Below are 19760 nucleotides of genomic sequence, written 5' to 3' on the forward strand. Positions count from 1 at the left end.
CAATGGTGCTGGTCGAAACGGGGTACACCGCGTTCGTCGGAGAAGGCGTTGCATGACCTGCAGCGCTTGGCTACTGCTCGCGGGTCAGGCGAAGGCTCCCGTCGGACGGGAGCAGGATTCGATAGACCTGCCTTTCGCCCGCGTTGATGGTCAGGTTCTGGGAAGTTGAAATGTTCGGACAGGCGCCACCGCCTGTGTCGAGCTTCACGAAGTAGGAGCCTGGGGATACATACAGGGTGGCGGCCTCAGACTGGCGAATGTCCATCACCTTCTCATTGTTGAGAGAGATGCCATGCGTGCATGCAGATCCGTGGAAACCCTTGTCCCGCATGATGTAGATCTGCGCACTACGGTCCGGCGCTGGCCAGGGGCGCACGAAGTCGGCAAGTGGCGCGAGGCCCCGCTGAGCCGGTATGCGCGCTGGGCACTTCGCCACCCATCCGATCCGCTTGCCGCCGTGCACAAGAACACGGCATGGCCAACACCGGGGTGCCGTTGCGACAGGCGCAGACCCCGGCCGGGCATCCCGACTACGCCACTACTGAGAAGTACTACGCCCACCTGCCCCCAAAGGGCGATGACAGGGCCGCGCGGAAGCTCAGATTCTGAGGTGTGCCAACTGTGCCAGTTCGCGGTTAGAAACTGGCCCAAATAGGCCAATCGACACCACTGGACTCAACGCAAGTCGTTGAATCTGGTGACCCCGGCCCGATTCGAACGGGCGACCTTCCCCTTAGGAGGGGGACGCTCTATCCAGCTGAGCTACGGGGCCATGCAGCCGTGAAGTTTACAGGCAACATACCCTGCCCTCCAAGCATTCATGCTCCGTGCGATTCCGCTGGCGCGTTGCACCATGGCCGGACAGGCCGCTCTGCTACCATCGGCGATTCAGTTCATCGCGTCCCCCACCTGCCCGCGATGGCACCAAACAACGTAACGAAACACAGGAGTCTGCATGTCTTCCGAGCTGCTCAAGTCCCTTGGCCTGGACGCGATCAACGCTGGCACGTACCTGGGCAACGGGGAGTGGTCGAGCGCGACCAGCGGTGAGCTGATCACCCCGGTCAACCCGACCACCGGCGAGCCGATCGCGCAGGTCCGCGCGACCACCGAGGCCGAGTACGAGACCGTCGTCGCCCGCGCCCAGGAAGCCTTCAAGGTCTGGCGCACCACGCCGGCGCCGCGTCGCGGTGAAGCCGTGCGCCTGTGCGGCGAAGCGCTGCGCAAGCACAAGGATGCGCTGGGCTCGCTGGTCGCCCTCGAAATGGGCAAGAGCAAGCCGGAAGGCGATGGCGAAGTGCAGGAGATGATCGACATCGCCGATTTCGCCGTGGGCCAGAGCCGCATGCTCTACGGCTACACCATGCATTCCGAGCGTCCCGGCCATCGCATGTACGAGCAGTACCACCCGCTGGGCCTGGTCGGCATCATCTCGGCCTTCAATTTCCCTGTCGCGGTGTGGAGCTGGAACTCGTTCCTGGCCGCCATCTGCGGCGACGTGTGCATCTGGAAGCCGTCGAACAAGACCCCGCTGACCGCCATCGCCTCGCTGAAGATCTGCAACGATGCCCTGCGCGAAGCCGGCTTCCCGGACATCTTCTTCCTGATCAACGACGCTGGTACCGCACTGTCTGAAAAGATGGTCGATGACCGTCGCGTGCCGCTGATCAGCTTCACCGGCTCGACCCAGGTCGGCCGCACCGTCAACGAGAAGGTCGCCCGCCGCCTCGGCCGCTGCCTGCTGGAACTGGGTGGCAACAACGCCATCATCCTGGACGAAACCGCCGACCTGAAGCTGGCCGTGCCGGGCATCGTGTTCGGCGCCGTCGGCACCGCCGGCCAGCGCTGCACCACCACCCGCCGCCTGATCGTGCACCGCTCGATCTACGCCGACGTGCTGGCCACCCTGGTCAAGGCCTACAAGCAGGTCGAAGGCAAGATCGGCGACCCGACCGATGCCGCCAACCTGATGGGCCCGCTGAACAGCGACGGTGCCGTGCAGCAGTTCCTCGATGCCATCGCCCAGGCCAAGGCTGCCGGCGGCACCATCGAAACCGGCGGCACCCGCATCGACCGCGCAGGCAACTTCGTGCTGCCGGCCATCGTCTCCGGCCTGAAGAACAGCGACGCCGTGGTCCAGCACGAGACCTTCGCGCCGATCCTGTACGTGATGCCGTACGACAGCATCGACGAAGCCATCGACATGCAGAACGGTGTGCCGCAGGGCCTGTCGTCCTCGATCTTCACCCAGAACCTGAAGACCGCCGAGAAGTTCCTGTCGGCGGCCGGCAGCGACTGCGGCATCGCCAACATCAACATCGGCACGTCCGGTGCGGAAATCGGTGGCGCCTTCGGTGGCGAGAAGGACACCGGTGGTGGCCGTGAGTCCGGTTCGGATGCGTGGAAGGTCTACATGCGCCGCCAGACCAACACCATCAACTATTCGGACTCGCTGCCGCTGGCCCAGGGCATCAAGTTCGACCTGTAATGGCGAACGATTCGGCCATGCCTGCGGGTCAGAGCCCCTCCGGGGATCTGACCCCTGCCGTGGGTCGGATCCCCAACGGGGCTCCGACCCTCGACTTCACCGGCCGCCGCGTGCTGATCGCCGGCGGCAGCAAGGGCATTGGTCGTGAAATGGCGCTGGCATTTGCCGCTGCCGGTGCGCAGGTTTCGGCCTGCGCACGTGGCCAGGCCGGACTGGATGCGCTGCGCGCCGACGCACAGTCGCAGGGCACGCCACTGCACACCTTCTCCGCCGATCTGGCCGACATCGGCCAGATCCAGGCCTGGCTGCACGCTGCGGCCGACACGCTCGGCGGCATCGATGTGCTGGTCAACAACGCCACCGGCTACGGGATGGCCGATGACGAAGATGGCTGGGCCGCCAGCCTGCAGATCGATCTGATGGCCGCAGTGCGGGCTTCGCGCCTGGCACAGCCGTGGCTGCGCGCATCCAGCGATGCCTGCATCCTCAACCTGTCATCGATCGCCGCACAGCAGCCACGACCCGGTGGCGCGCCCTACGCCGCCGCAAAGGCCGCGCTGTCGCACTACACCACCTCGCAGGCACTGGCGCTGGCCAAGGACCGGATCCGGGTCAACGCCATCGCACCCGGTTCCATCGAATTCGACGATGGCCTGTGGGATCGCCGCCGCACCGAAGATCCGGCGCTGTACCACGGCACCCTGGCGAAGATCCCGTTCGGCCGCTTCGGCCATCCGCGCGAGATCGCCGACGCGGCCCTGTTCCTGTGCTCGCCGCTGGCGCGCTGGATCACCGGCCATGTGCTCAATGTGGACGGTGGCCAGGTGTTGATGGGCTGAATCTGTAGAGCCGAGCCCATGCTCGGCTAGCGCGCGAGGCGCGGTCGACACTGCATTGTCCAGGGTCCAGCCAAGCATGGGCTCGGCTCTACAGGGCACTGCCCATGGGATTGCCCGGGCAGAGGCACTATCATGTGCACACTGCCAAGGAGGACCCCGATGAGCGTGGCACCCCGACAGACAAGCGCCCTGGCCGTAGTCAGCCTGGTCATGGGCATCGCCAGCTGGACCGTCCTGCCCTTCGTGGCCAGCATCGTGGCCATCGTCACCGGCCACATGGCCCGCGCCGAGATCCGCCGCCGCCCGCACGAACTGGAAGGCGACGGTTTGGCCGTCACTGGTCTTGTACTTGGCTGGGTGATGGTCGGCGCCGTGATCGCCGCCATCCTGGTCTTCATCCTGTTCTTCGGCGGCCTGGCCTGGCTCGCCGCGATGTCGAACTGATCGCCATGACCACTTCCGACAGCACTGAACGCTTCAGCAGCCGCGTCGCCGACTACGTCCGCTACCGGCCCGACTACCCGCCCGCCCTGCTGGAGTGGCTGCATGGCCCCATGGGCGTCAGCCACGAGGCCGTGGTCGCCGACATCGGCGCCGGCACCGGCATTTCCAGCCGCCTGTTCCTGGCCACCGGCCATCCGGTCATTGCGGTGGAGCCCAACGCCGCCATGCGCGCCGCGTCCGAGCAGTGGCTGGCACCGCAGTACCCGCAGTTCAGCGCCGTCGACGGCCGCGCCGAGGCCACCGGACTGGACGCGGCCAGCGTTGACCTGGTCAGCGTCGCGCAGGCCTTCCACTGGTTCGACACCGTAGCGGTGCGCGCCGAATGGCAGCGCATCCTGCGCCCGGGTGGCCAGGCACTGATCTACTGGAATTCGCGCCTGCTCGATGCCAGCCCGTTCCTGGTCGGCTACGAACAACTGCTGCTGGACTACGGCACCGACTACACCGCCGTGGCCGAGCGCTACCAGGACGACGCCACCATGCAGGCCTGGTTCGGCGCCGGGCTGCGCGGCATGGTGCAGCTGCCGAACGTGCAGTACCTGGATCTCGACGCCCTGCAGGGGCGCCTGCTGTCCTCCTCCTATGCCCCCCAACCCGGTCACCCGCGCCATGCGCCGATGATCGCCGCTCTGCAGGACCTGTTCGCCACCCACGCGGTCGACGGCCAGGTTGCTTTTGAATATCGAACCCGAGCCTTCCTCGGCACGCTGGACTGAACCGACGCATGTATTCGCTTGCCCGCCCCTTCCTGTTCTCGCTCGACGCCGAGCGCGCCCACGGCCTCGGCCTGTCCGCACTGGACCTGGCCTACCGCACCGGCACCACGCCGCTGCTGGCCGCCCGCATCGCGCCGATGCCGAGCACCGTGTTCGGGCTGACGTTCCCCAATCCGGTCGGCCTCGCTGCCGGCCTGGACAAGAACGGCGAGCATATCGATGCACTGTTCGCGCTGGGCTTCGGCTTCGTCGAAATCGGCACCATCACCCCGCGCCCGCAGGCCGGCAATCCGCAGCCGCGCCTTTTCCGGCTGCCGGAACACAACGCGATCATCAACCGCATGGGCTTCAACAACGCGGGCGTGGATGCGCTGGTGCGCAATGTCGAACGCGCGCGCAACCGTCGCGGCCTGCTCGGCATCAACATCGGCAAGAACAAGGACACCCCCAACGAACAGGCCGTGGACGATTACATCGCCTGCCTGGACAAGGTGTATCCGCTGGCCGACTACATCACGGTCAACATCTCTTCGCCCAACACCGCCGGCCTGCGTGAGCTGCAGGAAGAGACCGCACTGCGCCAGCTGGTCAGCCAGCTGCGTGACCGCCAGGAAGCCCTGGCTGCGCAGCATGGTCGCCGCGTGCCGATGCTGGTGAAGGTGGCCCCGGACCTGAGTGAACGCGACATCGATGCCGCCGCGCGCGTGCTGGGCGAACTGCAGGTGGACGGCGTGATCGCCACCAACACCACCATCGACCACAGCAAGGTGGCCGGCGATCCGCTGGCCAACGAGGCCGGCGGCCTGTCCGGCGCGCCGGTGCTGGAGCAGTCCACCCTGGTGCTGCGCCGCCTGCGCTCGCGCCTGCCCGAATCCGTGCCACTGGTGGGGGTCGGAGGCATCCTGTCCGGTGCCGACGCCGTGGCCAAGATGGCCGCCGGCGCCGCGCTGGTGCAGTGCTACAGCGGCCTGATCTTCCGTGGCCCCGCCCTGGTGTCCGAATGCGTGGAGGCGATCCGCCGCCGCCGCGAGGCGCCGAGCCGTGGCGCGGTGGCGCCGCTGTGAGCGCGCCCATGGACACCACCGATGCAGCCGCACCGCTGCGCTGGACGCTCACCCGCAATGCGCCCCTGCAGGCACTGAACACCTTCCATGTGCAGGCCAGCGCGGCACAGCTGCTGGAACTGCACGACGCCGCCCTGCTGCCGGAAGTGCTGGCGCTGCCCGAAGTGGCCAGCGGCCCACTGCTGGTGCTGGGAAGCGGCAGCAACGTGCTGATCGCCGAAGACCTGCCTGGCACGGTACTGGTGTTCGGCAACCGCGACATCAGTTTCCTTGAACACCGCGCCGACCATGCTGTGATCCGCGCCGGCGCCGGCGTGCCCTGGCATGGACTGGTGATGTGGTCGCTGCAGGAGGGCCTGTCCGGCCTGGAGAACCTGGCACTGATTCCTGGTACGGCCGGTGCTGCGCCGATCCAGAACATCGGTGCCTATGGCGCGCAGGTTGGCGAGTTCATCCAGGCCGTCGAGGCCTGGGACTGCCAGGAACAGGCCTGGGTGCGGCTGGACAACGAACAGTGTGGTTTCGCCTACCGCGACAGCGTGTTCAAGCAGCAGATGGACCGTTACCTGATCACTGCCATCGAGCTGAAGCTGCCATTGCTGCATGACCTGCGCATGGACTACGCCGGCATCCGCGAGGAACTGCAGGCGCAGGGCGTGGAGCTGCCGGGTGCGGTGGACGTAGCCAATGCGGTGATCGCGATCCGCCGCCGCAAGCTGCCCGACCCGGACGTGCTGGGCAATGCCGGCAGCTTCTTCAAGAACCCGGTGCTGCCGCTGGAACAGGTCGACGTGCTGCTGCAGCACTTCCCCGACCTGCCGGTGTTCCCGTCCGACCAGGACGGCAAGCGCAAGGTCTCGGCGGCCTGGATGATCGAGTCCTGCGGCTGGAAGGGCTTCCGCGAAGGCGACGCCGGCGTGGCCGCCAGCCACGCGCTGGTGCTGGTCAACCATGGCAACGCCAGCGGTGCAGAGTTGCTGGCACTGGCACGCCGCATCTCGGCCTCGGTGCTGGAGAAATTCGGCGTGCCGATCGAACCGGAGCCCCGCCTGCTCGGCGCGCAGTGGTGAGCACCCCCGCCCTCTCCCCAAGCGCCACTCCGATGCGGGCGGCGCTGCTGATGCTCGGCAGTACGATGGCGTTCGGCCTGATGGCGGTGGCCATCCGCTATGCCACGCGCTACGTGCCGACCCAGGAAGTAGCGTTCTTCCGCAACGCCTTCGGCCTGCTGGCCCTGTTGCCGATGCTGTTGCGCCCGGGCCATGCGCCGCTGAAGACCCAGCAGCTGCCGCGCTATTTCGTGCGCAGTGCGATCGGCCTCGGTTCGATGCTGTGCGCGTTCTGGGCGCTGGGCCACCTGCCTTTGGCGCAGGCGGTTTCGCTGTCGTACTCCACGCCGCTGTTCGTCACGATTGCCGCTGTGCTGTGGCTGGGGGAGACCGTGCGCGTGCGGCGCTGGGCTGCGGTCGTGGTCGGCTTCATCGGCGTGCTGGTGATCGTGCGCCCCGGTACCGCCGGTTTCACCGCGGGCAGCCTGGTGGCGGTGGCTGCCGCCGTGCTCAGCTCATTGGTGGCGATCCAGATCAAGCAGCTGACCCGCGTCGACAGCGCCGACACCGTGGTGCTCTACACCTACGTGTTCTGGGTACCCCTGTCGCTGGTGCCGGCCCTGTTCGTCTGGGTCTGGCCGACCGGCATCGCCTGGCTGTGGCTGCTGGCCACCGGCGTACTCGGCACCATCGGCCAGCTGCTGTGGACGCGGGCGCTGCGGCTCGGTGAAGTCTCGGCGCTGACCCCGATCAGCTTCCTGCAGCTGCCGCTGGTAACACTCTTCGGCTGGCTGTTGTTCAACGAAAGCGTGGATCGCTGGACGATCATCGGCGCCAGCATCATCCTCGCCGCGAACGCCTACATCGCCCACCGCGAAGCGGTGTTGTCGCGGCGTGCCGCCAGCGCCGCAGCCTCGGCAGCAGCCAAGCCCGCAGAATGAAAACCATCTGCATGGACAAGCCATGGGTTGTGCATGAACAGGTCATGGGTAGAGTCGACTGTTAGTCGACTATCGCGTGCAGCGCGGGCTTTGCCTGTTCCAATCGAAGAGCAGTCGACCAACAGTCGACTCTACCTGGGCGATCCTGGCAACCCCGGCGATCCTGGCAACCCGGGCGCCAGGCAACGGCCCGGAACCTAGCCCAGCGCGCGATACGTACGCTCCGCGGCATCGAACACATTGCCCGGCGCGAACTGTTCGCCCAGATAGTGCAGCGACTGCCGCCGCAATGGAGGCGAACGCTCCTCTCCATCGCTCCCCAGCAACACCTGCTGGAACTCGATCAGGTCCTGCAGGATGCGCCAGTGCCGGTACCAGGCGATCCAGCGCGGGTCGCCACGGTCGCTGCCGTAGCCCTCCTCGAACCCCAGTGGATTCTCGCGCCCCCAGCGCCCGCCAACAGCGGCACCGATGAACATCAGGTCACGCTCGCGCGGGGCCAGCGACAGGCCATCCCAGTCGATCAGGTGCAGGCCACCGTCATTGCCCATCAGCAGATTGCCGGCATGCAGATCGGTATGGCACAGGTGCAGGTCAGCCGGAACCTCCTGCAATGCCGCGTGCAGCTGCAGTGCCTGCGCGTGCAGCGCGGTGATACGCGCATGCTGCCGGTCCCATACGGAAACGAATGCACGGCCCAGCCCATCCTTTGCAGCCGCAAGGCCCTCGCCGGCCAGCCACTGCCCAACGGTCTCAAGTGCCGCAGTTTCCAGCCGCGCGGTCGGTAGCGCACGCTGCAGTTCGGTCGGCAGCTGCGACGCGTGCAGGCGCCGCAGCACCTCGCCCAGGCGCCGCCACTGCCTATGGCTCAACGCCGCCTCGAACCCGGACTGGCCTTCGATGTAAGGGAACAGGGTGAACTGCAATCCCCAACGCTGCACCGACGCACCACCGGTCAACGCCGGCCACGGGGCAACGATTTCATCGATGCCCAGCGTACCGCGCAGCCAGTGCAGGCTGTCCCATACCGCCGGATCAACCTGGTACGTGCGGCATTTCAGCCACCATTGCCCGTGGCGCGCGTCGACACGATACACGCTGGCATTGGCGTCGGCGCCCACCGGGCGCGGCACCACGGCGGTGGCGGTAATGCCATAGGATTGTTGCAGAACTTCGCCGAGATGCTGCGCCGAAGCGAATGACATGGATGCAAGCGGAAAGTAATACCTGCCGCCACTATCGCAGATGCGTTCGCCGCGACACAGACATGTCCGTCACAACATCACCTCGGCGCGACCAAAGGACTAGCCCGCGATGCGCCGCATCATCGCTTCCAGCGGACCGCGTGCGAACCGCCACGACCACAGCCACGCCGCGCCTGTCGCCAGCATCAGGAACAACAGCGCCCACAACAGCACCGACGCAAGCGAAGCACGCCCATCAAGCAGGCCGAGGCTTTCCAGTGTTCCCATGCCCAGCAGGATGTGGCCGACATAGAGCGTGAGGGTCATGCGCCCTGCCGCCGTGAACGGCTCCAGCCAGTCGCCAGGATGTACCCGCACCAGCCACAGGCAGGCGGCGATGACACTGCAGGCCGCGCCCGCACCGGTAAGCACGTAGGCGGGGCCCGGCGGCATCGGTTGCGTCCCCAGCCACGCCTGCCATGGCGTTCCCTGCGCAAGATGCTGCACGCCCTGGCCGGCACCGATCAACAACACGCCCAGCACCAGCAGTGCACGCTGCACCCGCGGTTGCGACAACTGCAGCCGCGCCAGCAACATGCCCAGCAGGAAGAAGCACAACCAGGGCAGCAGCGGATGGAAGCCATTGAACAGCAGGTTGCGCGCGGCACCTGGCCATTGCCAGAGGCCGGCGTACTCCAGCGTCTGCCAATTCCATCCCTGGCTGTAGTCCCAGTGCAGCAGCGCCCAGAACGAACAGGCGGCAAGGCCAACGATGCTGGCCAGCAACACCTGCGGCGAGGCCCGCAGCCACACCACGGCCAGCGCGAAGTACACCGCGTAGTAATGCAGGATGTCGGCGGGGAACACGGTCAGGTTGAGCAGGCCCAGCACCAGCAGGAACAGTGCGCGCCGCCAGGTCTGCACGCTGGCCGGCCACCATTGCTGCCGCTGCGTGGCCAGCACCAGCCCAAGACCGGCCAGGGTGACGAAGGTCGCCGACGCCTTGCCTTCCAGCAGATGGAAGAATCCCGCCAGCCAGCCCGCTTCTTCTGCGGGAACGGCCATCGCCAGGCGGAAGTTGACCAGCACCATGCCGGCCAGCGCCAGATAGCGGGCCAGATCCAGGCCGTGCAGCCGCCGGTCGTCGGCGCTCATGCGCGTGCCCCGAGCAGCCGCGTCAGCAGGCCCAGATCCAACGGCGCGCCATCCGCATCGCCCCCCTCGGCCAGGCCCCGGCGCAGCGCGTCGCTCTCGATGACGTCCAGCAGCACCTGCGACTGCACTGCCGGTGTCAATGCCGGGCGCCGACGTTCGCGCTGCGCTACGCGCTGCAGCGCCTCGGCCAGCGCCTCGTGCAGTCGCCTGCGATTGGCCGCGAAGGCCTCGTACACAGCGGGATTGCGCGCACTCTCGGCCAGCACTTCAACGGCAAGCATCGCCCATTCCGGCTGCCGGCACAGTGCGTGGAACTCCTGCAGGAACGCCAGCACCTGTGCGCGGTCGCCGTCACACACGGCCAGGCGCCGCAGCAACGGTGCCAGTTCTTCGCTCTCGGCCACCGCCACCGCGAGGATGATCGCTTCCTTGCCCGGGAAGTGGTTGTAGAGATTGCCCAGGCTGACGCCGGCCGCCTGCGCGATGTCACGCATGCTGGTCTGGTGGAAGCCCTTGACGAGGAAGCACTGCAGGGCGGCCTGCAGGATCTGCGCGATGCGTTGCTCGTTGCGGTCGGTTCGGCTCATGGCGCAAATAGTGAACGAACGTTCGTCCATTTGATAGATGGACGCCAGGCCATCGCCGGGCTTCGTTCAGCCAACCTTGACCTCAACTGCAGTTGAGGCCCGATGCTGCGCGGCCTGCCCCATCCCCTCCCGGAGTTCCTGCATGCCACGGATGATCGCCACCCTGCTTGACAGCCGCGTGCTGTGGTTCCTCGCCCGCCTGCTGCTGGCCGTGGTGTTCCTGTCCTCGGGCCTGGCCAAGCTGATGGCGTGGGACAGCAGCGTGACCGAAACTGAGGCGGCCGGGTAAGGCCGCCAATGCACAACAAGGAAGCAACATGAAATTGATGGTCATCGGCGCCAGCAGGGGCCTCGGTCGGGCATTCGTTGAAGGCCTGTGCCAGCCCGGCGACACCGTTGTCGGTGTCTCGCGCACTCGCCCGCGCGACATCGCCTGCCCCGAAGGCGTCGCACTGCAATGGATCGAAGCCGACCTGTCCCAGCCTGCCATCGCTGCCAATCACATCGCAGCGCAGGCGCCCGCTGATCTGGATGTGCTGATCCACAACCTGGGCATCTGGGAAGAGAAGGCCTTCAGCGACGAGTACGCCTTTCTCGATGAAAGCGATGCCGCGCTCACCCAGCTGGTTGACGTCAACATCACCGCCACGCTCGTGTTGCTTCAGCGCCTGCTGCCGCGCGTTCTGGGCGCACCGCGCCCACAGCTGGTACTGACCGGCTCGACCTCGGCCCTGCCACGCAGCGGTCGCCCGGAAGTCGCCTTCGGTGCCTCGAAGTTCGCACTCAACGGCATCGCCGATGCCCTGCGCGAAGGCTTCCGTGACCGCCGCCTGGCCGTGACCAGCCTGCAGCTGGGCTACCTCAATACCGACGATGCACTGTCGGTTCCCGTGGCAGAGGCGGCAGCGCGCGGCGACGGCGAGCTGGTGCCGGTGCACGACGTGGTGGCGATGGTGCGCGCCCTCCTGCAGCTGTCGCCGTCCGGCTTCGTGCGCGAACTGGTGCTGCCGGCCATCGCCGACCCACGCTACTGACCCTGGGAAGCAACGCCGGACAGCCTCGGTGGCCGCATGGGCCGCTGTGGTTTACCCTGCTGCTCACTGGCCGTCGGTCACAGGCGGGAACCTGCTATGGATGCGCTTTCACGGGTCGCGGCCCAGGTCTTGGACAGCGCCCTGCCCAGCCTGCCGCTGTACCTGCTGCAGGCCACGGCGGTGATCGGCATGATCGGCGTGCTGCTGATCGCCACCCGTCGCGCCGGCCACGCCATTGAAGGCCGCCGCCTGTACGTGGGCGTAGCGCTGGGCCTGATCTACCTGTTCAACTCCTGGTTCGTGGCCCGCTATACGCAAGGGGTGGTCAAGCTCCATCTGGGCTTCGACATCCTGCTGGTCAGTGGCCTGCTTGGCGGCTGGCGCGGCGGACTGGCCTGCCTCGGCGCCAGCCTGCTGGCCCGCTACCAGTTCGCCGGCACGCTGTACTTCCTGCCTGCTGGCCTGGAGGCCGCACTGCAGATGTTGGCAGGCGTCTGGCTGCGCAGGCGCCTGCACCCGCGCATGCTCAACGAACTCTCGCTGCGCATGATCCTGCAGGCCTGGGGCGTACGTATCGCCGTCACCGCGTTCGGCCTGGCGCTGGGCGTGGCGATCATCGGCGCCGATCTGCTGCCGGTGGAAGAGCTGGCGATCCAGCGCCTGCTGGCGTTGCCGCTGTCACTGCTGATGCTGGGCGCGGTGTTCGCACTGGTCTACAACGATGCGCAGATCGACGCGCAGCGCCAACGCGAACAGGCTTGGCTGCGTATCGATCCGATCAGTGGCCTGCCCAACATGCGCGCGCTCGGCGAACGCCTGCAGCACTTCTGGCGCGACAACGACGACATCGGCAAGGCTTGCCTGATCGTGGCCGAGATGGGCAACCTGCGCGATCTGCGCCTACGCTACGGTCCGCTGCAGGACAACGGCCTGTGGCAGCGCGAAAGCACCAATGACGTGCATCGGTTGCTGCCCACGCTGCCGGCCGGGCAGCTGGAGATCTATCAGTTCGGTGATGCCGCACTGGCGATCCTGGTGCGCGACCTGACCCTGCCCGAACTGCGCACGCAACCACAGATCACAGAGCTGGCCAGCAACCTGGCTGAGCGGGTCGGCCGTGACTGGCCGGGCTTCCGCCCGTTGTTCCGTTGTGCGGTGGTCGAACTCAAGCCACCCACCGATACAGATGACGGCCACCTGCCGTTCCGCGCGATCACCCTGGCGTTGAGTGCGATCGAATCGGGCGTGGTGTTCTTCGATGATCCGATCCAGCGCGACAGCGAGATCGACGCCCTGATCGAAAGCTCACTCGAACACTGGCTGCAGCACGGCAACGCGCCGCTGTGCTACCAGCCCAAGCATCGCCTGCAGGACCGCCGGCTGGTCGGCGCCGAAGCACTGCTGCGCATGCGCGATACCGAGGGCAGGATGATCGCACCGATGCGGGTGATCTCCCTGCTGCGCCGCCAAGGCCGTCTGGCCGAGCTGGAATGGGCCACGCTGCAGTCGGCCATCCATTTCCTGCAGCAGTGCCGGCGCGATGGTGTGGCGCTGACCGTTGCCGTCAATGTTTCCGCCGAGTCCCTGCGCCAACCCGGCTTCGGCCAGCGCCTGCAGGAACTGCTGCAGCTGCACGATGTGCCTGGTGCGATGCTGCGCCTGGAGATTGTCGAATGGACCGAGATCGTCGAGCGCGACGTGGTCGATGCCAACATCGCGCAGTTGCTGGCGGCCGAGGTCAGCCTGTCGCTGGATGATTTCGGCGCCGGCTACTCAACCCTGATCCTGCTTTCGCAGCTGGCCATTGCCGAGGTCAAGATCGAACAGGCGCTGATCGCCACGCTGTCCGACGCCAAGTCGCAGTCGATCGTGCGCTTCATCGTCGAAGTCGCGCACCGCTGCGGTGCGGTTGTCGTGGCCGAGGGCACCGAGACCCTGGCGCAGGAACAACAACTGCGTGCACTGGGCGTGGATGTCGGCCAGGGCTATCTGTACTCGGCAGCGCTGCCGGCAGACGAGTTCCGCCGTTTCGCCGCCAACTAGGCCAACTAGACTGCGTAGAAGCCCAGGAACATCGCCACCGCCGACTCGGCCACGCGTGCACGCTCCTGCGCATTCAATGGCGCCTGCCCCATCGTCACCTGCGGCCAGAACGCGAAGCTCTTCACCAGGCCGTGCAGCTGGTGGCCGGCAAATTCCGGATCGACCTCGCGCAGCCGGCCATCGGCGATGGCCGCGCGGATCCAGGCACTCTCGCCGCTTTCCTTCTCGCCCATGCGGCAGACGATGGCCTGCGCGCGCTCCGGCGAATGGATGATCTCGGCCATCGCCACCCTTGCCAGATCAATGAAATTGGCATCACTGAGCAGTTCCAGCTTCTGCCCCAACAGCTGCAGCAGTTGCGCCTGCAGCGTCTGGTCGGCGCGGTACGGCAACGTATCACTGGCTACGCTGCGTTCCCACAGCTCCTCCAGGATCATCGAGAACAGCGCTTCCTTGCTCGGGAAGTGGTTGTAGACGGTGCGCTTGGAGACCCCGGCCACCTCGGCAATGCGGTCCATGCTGGTCGCCTCGTAGCCCGAGGCGCGGAACTCCTCCACCGCCGCGCGCACGATGGCTTCGCGTTTGCGGTCGGTCAGGCGTTGCGGGGCATGGGACATGGCGGAAACCGGATAGCTGAACGGATACCGACATTTTACACCGTGCAGTGTACTTTTCAAAAAACGGAAACTACACTGTGCAGTGTACCCAGCGGACGTCACCCATGAAGCGCCTGCTCCTTGTCCTCCTGCTTGGAATCCTCGCCGTGACCGCCTACACCTTCTGCAAGTCCTGGTCCCTCCCCGACTTCCCCGACTCGCCGCAGTACCGCGACGGCAGGTTCCGCAACGCCCTGCCGAAGCCGGCAATGGGCCTGCGCGACGGCCTGGAGATCTGGTGGACCTTCCTGTTCAACAAGCCCAAGGGCACCGTGCCCAATCATCCGATCCCGGTGCAGCCGCTGGACCGTGCCACGCTGGACGCTGCGCCGGACCGGAGCCTGTTCCGCATCGGCCATTCCACGATCCTGTTGAAGCTTCGCGGCCAGTACTGGCTGACCGACCCGGTGTTTTCCGAGCGCGCCTCGCCGGTGCAGTGGATGGGCCCGGCCCGCTTCCATGCGCCGCCGATCAGCATTGAGGAGCTGCCGCCGATTGCCGGCGTGATCCTCTCGCACAACCACTACGACCACCTCGACCACGCCGCCGTGATGCAGTTGGCCGGCAAGACCGCGCGCTTCATTGCACCGCTCGGCGTGGGTGACCAGCTGATCGCCTGGGGTGTGGACGCCAGCAAGGTCGAACAGCTGGACTGGTGGCAATCAACCGACGCCAGTGGCCTGCGCCTGACCGCCACCCCGGGCCAGCATTTCTCCGGCCGCGGACTGGGCGACAGTGATCGCAGCCTGTGGGCGTCATGGGTGATCCAGGACGGTGACTTCCGCATCTTCTTCAGCGGCGACACCGGCTACTTCGACGGCTTCAAGGCCATCGGCGAGAAATACGGCCCGTTCGACCTGACTATGATCGAAACCGGTGCCTACGACCCGCGCTGGGCGTTCGTGCACATGCAGCCGGAACAGACGCTGCAGGCGCACCTGGACCTGCGCGGCAAGTGGCTGCTGCCGATTCACAACGGCACCTTCGACCTGGCCCTGCACGCATGGCAGCAGCCGTTCGAGCGCATCACCGCATTGGCGGCCGCGAAGAACGTGCCGGTGGCCACGCCGATGATGGGCGAAGCGCTGGATATGCAGTCGCCGCAGGCGGGCACGCGCTGGTGGGAGACGGTGGAGTTGTAACCTGCATCTCCCGTGTGCGCCGGCCTGGTCCGGCGCTACGCTTTTGGCCCCAACCTGTGTGCTTCCCGGGCCAGGTTGAGCTGCAACGCGGCCGCGGCAAGTTCCATCAGTTCCGAGGTGACTTTCCCGCTGCCGCGCGCCTGCAGCCAACCGAGGATGTCGGCCAGATGCCAGATCGAAGTGGTTCCCTCGTGAACCGGAGATGGAAACGACTGTGGATTGGCGAGCATCAGCTTGCGCATGTTCTGCCGTGACACCCCCAGCAGGTCGGCGACATCGGTCAGTCCCACCAGATCGGGGCTCACCTCGACCAGCTCGGCCCCCGGTACGGCGCGATGCACGTCATCCAGCGCCGATGCCAGTGCAGCACCGGCGTTGTCCGCCTCGCGACAGAAGGCCAACGCCATCCGGCCCGGCCGCCCGATGCCCAGCAGCGCATCATCGCAGCCGGATTCCGCCAGGCGCCGCTCCAGAATGTCACCATCGTCGTATGCGCCTGGCACGCGGTACTTCAGGGTGAAATTGAATTCCATCATTTACCCGCCTCGTCTCCGCCTGGGCCACTGTTCATTGCTCGCGGCTGCAGTTCTCCACAACGCGGCGCAGCGCTCTGGCGTGGTTGCAGCCGCTCCGCGGCGTGCTCCAGATGCTCACGACGCAGAATTCCCCGCACCGGCATTCGCTGTCGTTGTAGGGGCAGTACATCCGCCCCCCACGCATGGCTGCCGCCTAACCGCAATCTCCAACCCCTCGCTTCCGCGAATCGCAATGCGGCTTCAACGTCCTTGTCGGGGTGACGCACACGAGACATCCGCCTTCTCCGAAGTCTGCACCCGCCAGAAGAAAGTTGTCAAATGACAACCCTCTCTACTGACCGACCCTCACCGAACGTAGCCCATCCAGAGGGCGCGTCCAGAGCCGCTTCCGTCACCGCGCTGGTCCCTTCCATCTCCTCGCTCGTCGAAGGGCTATTGCACCGCGTCATGTAACCGATTACATCCCTTGCTAGCGTAGGGCTCGCCCGATTCCGGTCGAACCTGCGAGGCTGTCCGTAATGACGTTGCGCGCCGAACGCTCCAAGGTCTCCCGCTCAGCTCTCCCATGGCAATCTGCCGCCCCCCTGCTGTTGGCCGCCCTCACCGCTGCCGCACAGGCACAGACCCTTGCCCCGCGCAGTCAATGGCAGGCCAGCAGTTCCTCGCAGCAGGTGCCGGCAATGGCCATCAGCCACCTGATCGACGGCGACCCGAAGACCGTCACCGGCGGTGCCTTCAGTCCTGGCCACTGGTTCCAGATCGATCTGGGGGCCCCCGCGATGATGGCCGGCGTACGCCTCACCTGGGATGTATCCAACCCGGAAGGCTATTCGCTGCAGACCTCGCTGGACGGCCAGCAGTGGCAGACCGCCTACACCATGGCCGATTCGCTGGGCGACGTGGAAACGCTGTATTTCGCACCACGCCAGGCACGCTACCTGCGGCTGGCCAGCCCACAGCGCACCTCCGACTGGGGCGTGTCGATCTTCGAGATGGAGCCACTGGACAGCACACTCAGCGCTCGCATCGGCGGTGTCGATGCGACGCAGGCAGCCGCACTCTGGCAAGGCGGCAGTCCGGTCGCCCTGCCGACCGGGAAAGGTGGCAGCCACACGCTCGACATCACGCTGCCGCGCACGCAATCCACGGCTGGCCTGGCAGTGGAATGGGCCGATGGCGCGCGCGGTGCGGCCCGCCTGCAGGCACAGGACGCCCAAGGCCGCTGGCAGGAACTGGCCCACGATGCGCAGGCGGCAGATCACAAGCAGAGCTGGCTCGCCGCCGATACCGCGCAATCCGTGCGTGCATTCCGCCTGAGCGTGGATGGTCCTGCACCAAAGGTGACACGCCTGCGCCTGCTCGGGCCGAAGGCGGTGATGACGCCGATGAAGCAGTACCAGATTGCCGCCAGCGGTGCGCAGCGCGCGTTGTTCCCGGCCTCGCTGCAGATGCAGCAGACCTACTGGACCGCTGTCGGTGTGCATGCCGGGCGACAGAAATCGATCTTCGACGAGTACGGCAACCTGGAAGCGTTCAAGGGCGCGCCGCTGGTGCAGCCGATCTGGCGCAGCGCCAATGGGAGCACTGCAGGTGCTGCCGGGCAGAACGTGCAGCATGCATTGCGTGATGGCTGGAAGCCGATGCCCTCCGCCACCTGGTCGCCGCAGCCCGGGCTGGAACTGCGCAGCGAAGTGTTCGCCATCGAACGTGATGGCCAGCCGGTGACCTTCCTGCGCCACCGCCTGCACAACACCGGCAGCACCAGGATCGAAGGCACGCTCAGCCTTGTCGTACGCCCGATGCAGATGAATCCGCCGTGGCAGAACGGTGGCCTGTCGCCGATCCGTGAAGTGACCATCGATGGGCAGGCGGTGCGCATCAACGGGCGAACGTTGTTGCGCTCGCTAACGCCGGTATCGGCGTCCGGTGCGGCAGCCTTCGGCAAGGACGGTGCAACGGAAATCACCTCGGCCCTCGCCGCTGGTCAGCTGCCCTCCACCCAGCAGGCACGCGACGAGCAGGGTCTGGCCGCCGCCGCTCTGGACTACCGTATCTCGCTGGATCCGGGGGCCAGCGATGCCGTCGTGGCCGCCTTCCCGCTGGGTACTGCCGCCGCCGATACCAATGGTGTGCTGCCCGAGGCACCACCGCTCGATCTGGCCTCGCTGCCGCGCGACGCCAGCACGGCATTCGACACCCTGGCCACGCAGGTTTCAACAGACTGGCAGGCACGGCTGGGCCAGGTCGGCCTGCGCCTGCCCGATCCCTCACTGGTGGACATGCTGCGCGCGCAGGCCGCCTACATGCTGATCAACCAGACCGGCCCAGCCATGCAGCCCGGCCCGCGCAACTACAACCGTTCCTTCATCCGCGACGGCATGGCCACCTCGGCGGTGCTGCTGCGCATGGGCGAAGCCCGCGTAGCGCGCGACTACCTGGCCTGGTACAGCGAGCACGGGGTGCATGCCAACGGCCTGGTCTCGCCGATCCTCAACGACGATGGCAGCGTCAATACCGGCTTCGGTTCGGACATCGAGTACGACAGCCAGGGCCAGTACGTTGCGCTGGTAGCCGATGTCGCGCGCCTTGATGGTGGACCGGAATCGGTGCGTGCCTATCTGCCGAAAGTGAAAGCGGCGCTGCGCTTCCTGCAGGAACTGCGCGAGCGCACGCTGGTGCCCGGCTACAAGGCCGATCAGCCGGCGCCGGAGCGCTTCGCGGGCATTCTTGCGCCGTCGATCAGCCACGAGGGCTACCCGTCGCCCACGCACAGCTACTGGGATGACTACTGGGGGCTGAAGGGCTGGCACGACGGCGCGTGGCTGGCCGAATCGCTGGGCGACCACGAGACCGCGGCCTGGGCACGCGAGCAATACAAGGCACTGTACGACGCGCTGCACGCCTCGATCCGGGCAACGATGGCGTGGAAGGGCATCGACTTCATTCCGTCCTCTGCCGATCTGGGCGATGGTGATCCCACCGGCGTTTCAATTGCACTGGACCCGACCGGCGCACAGAGCGTGCTGCCCGCCGAAGCGCTGCGTACCACCTTCGCCCGTTACCTCGAGGATGTGCGCAAGCGCGGCCAGCCAGGCGCGCTGTACGCCTACACGCCGTACGAGATACGCAACGTGCTGAGTTACGTGCACCTTGGCCAGCCACAGGTCGCCGACGAGCTGCTGCAGGGCCTGCTGCATGATCGGCGCCCGCTTGAGTGGCAGGTGCTGGCCGAAGTGGTGCATTCGCGGCTGCGCTTCCCCCGCTACCTCGGCGACATGCCGCACACCTGGATCGGCGCCGAGTACGGCCGCACGCTGTTCGGCATGCTGATGCGTGAAGACGATGATGCGCTGTCGCTGCTGCCGGGTACGCCGCCGTCGTGGGTGGCGGAGGATGGATTGGCGGTGGAACGCCTGCCGACCGCGTATGGCACGTTGCAGATGCAGGCGCGGCAGCGCGACGGCGTGCTGACGGTGGCGCTTGGTGAGGGGCTGCGCGGCGGGACGGCGGTGAAGGTCTGGTGGCCGGCGCGCACGATGCCAAAGGCGGTGCGTGTGGATGGTCGTAGCGTTTCCAACTTCGATGCCGAGGGTGTGCGGTTGGCAAAGCCGTTCAGGACGCTGGAGGCGCGTTGGTAGAGCAGCCGAGCATGGCTCGGCTCTACAGAAAGCAGATTCCGCGAGTAGCAACTGTCTTGTCAGGGGCAGCCGAGGGCCACCTCGGCGTCTCGCTTACGGGCGTTGAGGATCACCAGCATTTTGCGCATGACCGCCACGAGCGCCACCTTGCTTGCTTTGCCCTTGGCCTTCAGGCCAGCGTAAA

The 19760-nt window shown here is 66.6% G+C and carries 17 protein-coding genes, 1 tRNA gene and 2 pseudogenes; 12 read left to right on the forward strand and 8 right to left on the reverse strand.

The features are described 5' to 3' along the window. Window positions 1-70: 70 nt before the first annotated feature. Window positions 71-265, reverse strand: a complete 195-nt coding sequence (locus tag AC5P88_RS16525; RefSeq protein WP_495225548.1) for a hypothetical protein — start codon at window positions 263-265, stop codon at window positions 71-73. Between the two features lie 430 nt (window positions 266-695). Further along, window positions 696-772 (reverse strand) — tRNA-Arg (locus AC5P88_RS16530). A 183-nt stretch (window positions 773-955) separates the two neighbouring features. Between AC5P88_RS16530 and amaB the strand changes: the two genes are divergently transcribed. The 7 genes from amaB (at window position 956) to AC5P88_RS16565 (ending at window position 7601) form a co-directional block, all read left to right on the forward strand. Further along, a complete protein-coding gene (gene amaB / locus AC5P88_RS16535; protein WP_049398541.1) occupies window positions 956-2488 on the forward strand; it encodes an L-piperidine-6-carboxylate dehydrogenase in 1533 nt (510 codons plus the stop codon). Further along, window positions 2488-3327 carry an SDR family NAD(P)-dependent oxidoreductase gene (locus AC5P88_RS16540; RefSeq protein ID WP_106549647.1) on the forward strand — a complete coding sequence of 280 codons (840 nt, stop codon included), beginning with the start codon at window positions 2488-2490 and terminating at the stop codon, window positions 3325-3327. The genes amaB and AC5P88_RS16540 overlap by 1 nt, the downstream gene beginning before the upstream one ends. Before the next feature lie 159 nt (window positions 3328-3486). Beyond that, window positions 3487-3771 (forward strand): DUF4190 domain-containing protein, encoded by a 285-nt coding sequence (locus AC5P88_RS16545; RefSeq protein ID WP_111113759.1) that lies wholly within the window; start codon window positions 3487-3489, stop codon window positions 3769-3771. A gap of 5 nt (window positions 3772-3776) precedes the next feature. Continuing rightward, entirely contained in the window at window positions 3777-4547 is a 771-nt protein-coding gene (locus AC5P88_RS16550) for a class I SAM-dependent methyltransferase (RefSeq protein WP_495225549.1), read from the forward strand. Between the two features lie 8 nt (window positions 4548-4555). Continuing rightward, entirely contained in the window at window positions 4556-5611 is a 1056-nt protein-coding gene (locus AC5P88_RS16555; RefSeq protein ID WP_021202868.1) for a quinone-dependent dihydroorotate dehydrogenase, read from the forward strand. Window positions 5612-5619: 8 nt separating this feature from the next. Further along, window positions 5620-6681: a UDP-N-acetylmuramate dehydrogenase gene (murB, locus tag AC5P88_RS16560; protein WP_197619572.1), complete on the forward strand. Its 1062-nt coding sequence runs from the start codon at window positions 5620-5622 to the stop codon at window positions 6679-6681. 32 nt (window positions 6682-6713) lie between these two features. Beyond that, the gene (locus AC5P88_RS16565) at window positions 6714-7601 is read left to right on the forward strand and encodes a DMT family transporter (RefSeq protein WP_495225557.1); all 888 of its coding nucleotides are present in this window, start codon (window positions 6714-6716) and stop codon (window positions 7599-7601) included. 197 nt (window positions 7602-7798) lie between these two features. Here the strand turns inward: AC5P88_RS16565 and AC5P88_RS16570 are convergent, their stop codons facing one another. The 3 genes from AC5P88_RS16570 to AC5P88_RS16580 form a co-directional block, all read right to left on the reverse strand. After that, window positions 7799-8806 carry a phosphotransferase gene (locus tag AC5P88_RS16570; protein WP_495225550.1) on the reverse strand — a complete coding sequence of 336 codons (1008 nt, stop codon included), beginning with the start codon at window positions 8804-8806 and terminating at the stop codon, window positions 7799-7801. A gap of 99 nt (window positions 8807-8905) precedes the next feature. Continuing rightward, window positions 8906-9940, reverse strand: a complete 1035-nt coding sequence (locus AC5P88_RS16575; RefSeq protein WP_495225551.1) for a DUF418 domain-containing protein — start codon at window positions 9938-9940, stop codon at window positions 8906-8908. Continuing rightward, the gene (locus AC5P88_RS16580; protein WP_495225552.1) at window positions 9937-10527 is read right to left on the reverse strand and encodes a TetR/AcrR family transcriptional regulator; all 591 of its coding nucleotides are present in this window, start codon (window positions 10525-10527) and stop codon (window positions 9937-9939) included. Before AC5P88_RS16580 ends, AC5P88_RS16575 begins: the two co-directional genes overlap by 4 nt. Before the next feature lie 142 nt (window positions 10528-10669). Here AC5P88_RS16580 and AC5P88_RS16585 point away from each other — a divergent pair. The 3 genes and pseudogenes from AC5P88_RS16585 to AC5P88_RS16595 form a co-directional block, all read left to right on the forward strand. After that, window positions 10670-10813, forward strand: a pseudogene (locus tag AC5P88_RS16585) (DoxX family protein); the annotation flags it as partial. Between the two features lie 31 nt (window positions 10814-10844). Continuing rightward, window positions 10845-11561, forward strand: a complete 717-nt coding sequence (locus tag AC5P88_RS16590; protein WP_495225553.1) for an SDR family NAD(P)-dependent oxidoreductase — start codon at window positions 10845-10847, stop codon at window positions 11559-11561. A 96-nt stretch (window positions 11562-11657) separates the two neighbouring features. Next, on the forward strand, window positions 11658-13604 hold the full coding sequence (locus tag AC5P88_RS16595) for an EAL domain-containing protein (RefSeq protein WP_495225554.1): 1947 nt from the start codon (window positions 11658-11660) through the stop codon (window positions 13602-13604). 5 nt (window positions 13605-13609) lie between these two features. On the opposite strand, the gene AC5P88_RS16600 is transcribed toward AC5P88_RS16595, so the two are convergent. Next, the gene (locus AC5P88_RS16600; protein WP_106549605.1) at window positions 13610-14221 is read right to left on the reverse strand and encodes a TetR/AcrR family transcriptional regulator; all 612 of its coding nucleotides are present in this window, start codon (window positions 14219-14221) and stop codon (window positions 13610-13612) included. Window positions 14222-14325: 104 nt separating this feature from the next. Here AC5P88_RS16600 and AC5P88_RS16605 point away from each other — a divergent pair, with 104 nt between their 5' ends. Continuing rightward, window positions 14326-15402 carry an MBL fold metallo-hydrolase gene (locus AC5P88_RS16605; protein WP_495225555.1) on the forward strand — a complete coding sequence of 359 codons (1077 nt, stop codon included), beginning with the start codon at window positions 14326-14328 and terminating at the stop codon, window positions 15400-15402. A 35-nt stretch (window positions 15403-15437) separates the two neighbouring features. Here AC5P88_RS16605 and AC5P88_RS16610 read toward each other — a convergent pair whose 3' ends face one another. Then, window positions 15438-15935: a helix-turn-helix transcriptional regulator gene (locus tag AC5P88_RS16610; protein ID WP_106549644.1), complete on the reverse strand. Its 498-nt coding sequence runs from the start codon at window positions 15933-15935 to the stop codon at window positions 15438-15440. Between the two features lie 521 nt (window positions 15936-16456). Here AC5P88_RS16610 and AC5P88_RS16615 point away from each other — a divergent pair. Then, window positions 16457-19576: a galactose-binding domain-containing protein gene (locus AC5P88_RS16615; protein WP_495225556.1), complete on the forward strand. Its 3120-nt coding sequence runs from the start codon at window positions 16457-16459 to the stop codon at window positions 19574-19576. 59 nt (window positions 19577-19635) lie between these two features. On the opposite strand, the pseudogene AC5P88_RS16620 reads toward AC5P88_RS16615, so the two are convergent. Further along, window positions 19636-19760, reverse strand: a pseudogene (locus tag AC5P88_RS16620) (IS110 family transposase); the annotation flags it as partial.

The sequence above is a fragment of the Stenotrophomonas sp. YJH_SMC_8 genome (assembly GCF_059371315.1).